General features: G+C 66.0%; 3 protein-coding genes. All 3 read left to right on the forward strand.

The window, feature by feature from the left end; all coding sequences use genetic code 11:
* The coding region (locus ACK5KK_RS01690; RefSeq protein WP_416888359.1) for an LLM class flavin-dependent oxidoreductase at positions 1-584 on the forward strand (584 nt) is incomplete at its 5' end.
* A gap of 59 nt (positions 585-643) precedes the next feature.
* The gene (locus ACK5KK_RS01695; RefSeq protein WP_416888360.1) at positions 644-955 is read left to right on the forward strand and encodes a DUF6966 domain-containing protein; all 312 of its coding nucleotides are present in this window, start codon (positions 644-646) and stop codon (positions 953-955) included.
* Between the two features lie 165 nt (positions 956-1,120).
* Positions 1,121-2,077: Hsp70 family protein (locus ACK5KK_RS01700; RefSeq protein WP_416888361.1), on the forward strand; the 957-nt coding region annotated here is incomplete at its 3' end.

Below are 2,077 nucleotides of genomic sequence, written 5' to 3' on the forward strand. Positions count from 1 at the left end.
GGTTCCCGGCATCCACCAGCGTCCCGAAGCCGATTCAGAAGAACCCGCCCGTGTGGGTCGCCGCCCGCAGCCCCGAATCGCATGACTTCGCGGTGGCACACGGGGCGAACGTGATGGTGACGCCGTTGATGAAGGGGGACGAGGAGGTCGCAGATCTGATCGGCAAGTTCGAGGCCGCCGTCGCCGCCCACCCGGAGCAGGAACGACGCCCGGACGTCATGGTGCTGCGACACACTTTCGTCCATTCGGCAGAGGACCCGGGCGGGTGGCGGGTCGGCGCGGCCGGCATCAACAGGTTCTACCGCGCTTTCGACGCCTGGTTCGGCAACCGGACGACGCCGGTGAACGGTTTTCTCGATCCGAGCCCGGATGAGCGCTTCGCCGACCGGCCCGAGTTCGGGCTGGACGCGCTGCGGCGCAGCGCGATGATCGGCACTGCGGACGAGGTCATCGGGCGCCTGCGCGGCTACGAGGCGCTGGGTGTGACCGAATACGCGTTCTGGTGCGACAACTCTCTCGGCCACGACGACAAGAAGCGCTCGCTGCAGCTGTTCATCGACCGTGTCGTTCCTGCCTTCCGGTAACAGCGACCGCCTGCGTGTGGCGGTGGCCGTGCGGATGCGTCGTGTGCGACACTGTGCGCGTGGAAGCCGACACGCGGCTGCAGCGATCCCTGCAGGAGCTGGCCACGCTGCTCGACTCCGTGGGTGAGAGCTTCTGGGCGAGCTGGGCCGCCAACGCCGCGGCGCGCGTCGAGGCGGGAGGAGATCCCGCCGACGTCCGGCGTGTGTACGGCGGAATGACCAGTGTCAACGACCTCGTCATCCATCCGATGAACGGCCACCCGATCCCACCCGGCCGTGTCGATGAGGTCAACGAAGCGCTCGACGAACTCCGCACGCGCATCTACGCCGAGTCCGTGTCGTCATCCCTCGCACGGCGGACATCGAGCTGAGTTCGCGGGGGACCCACCGGGCCCAGAAAACTTGATACGACTCGTATCAAGGTGAGTTGACATCCATCCCTTCTCCGTCTACGCTGGTCCGCGAGCAAACTTGAGCCTGTATGACTCAGGGTCATCGCTCGCAGACTTCAGATCCACACCAAAGGAGAAACACACATGGCACGTGCAGTGGGTATCGACCTCGGAACGACGAACTCCGTCGTCGCCGTCCTCGAGGGCGGCGAGCCGAAGGTCATCGCCAACGCCGAAGGCTTCCGCACGACTCCCTCGGTCGTCGCGTTCGCCAAGGACGGCGAGGTGCTCGTCGGAGAGACCGCCAAGCGCCAGGCCGTCACGAACGTCGACCGCACCCTCACCTCGGTCAAGCGCCACATGGGCACAGACTGGAAGACCCAGGAGATCGACGGCAAGGCCTACACGCCGCAGGAGATCTCGGCCCGCATCCTGCAGAAGCTCAAGCGCGACGCTGAGGAGTACCTCGGCGACACCGTGACTGATGCCGTCATCACCGTTCCCGCGTACTTCAACGACGCCGAGCGCCAGGCGACCAAGGAAGCCGGCGAGATCGCGGGCCTGAACGTCCTGCGCATCATCAACGAGCCCACCGCCGCCGCCCTCGCGTACGGCCTCGACAGGGGCAAGGAAGACGAACTCATCCTCGTCTTCGACCTCGGTGGCGGAACCTTCGACGTGTCGCTGCTCGAGGTGGGCAAGGACGACGACTTCTCCACCATCCAGGTGCGCGCCACCGCCGGTGACAACCGCCTCGGCGGCGACGACTGGGACGAGCGCGTCGTCGAGTACCTCATCAAGCAGTTCAAGGACACCACCGGCGTCGACGTCTCCGGCGACAAGATCGCTCTGCAGCGCCTCAAGGAAGCCGCCGAGCAGGCCAAGAAGGAACTGTCCGGCTCGACCAGCACGTCGATCAACCTGCCCTACCTCTCGCTGACCGACTCCGGCCCCGTGTCGCTGTCCGAGACCCTCACCCGCGCGAAGTTCGAAGACCTCACGAAGGACCTCCTCGACCGCACCAAGAAGCCCTTCGAGGACGTCATCCGCGAAGCCGGCATCAAGGTGAGCGACATCGACCACGTCGTCCTCGTCGGCGGC

Origin of the sequence: Microbacterium sp. (genome assembly GCF_047972865.1) — a bacterium.
GTDB lineage: Bacteria > Actinomycetota > Actinomycetes > Actinomycetales > Microbacteriaceae > Microbacterium.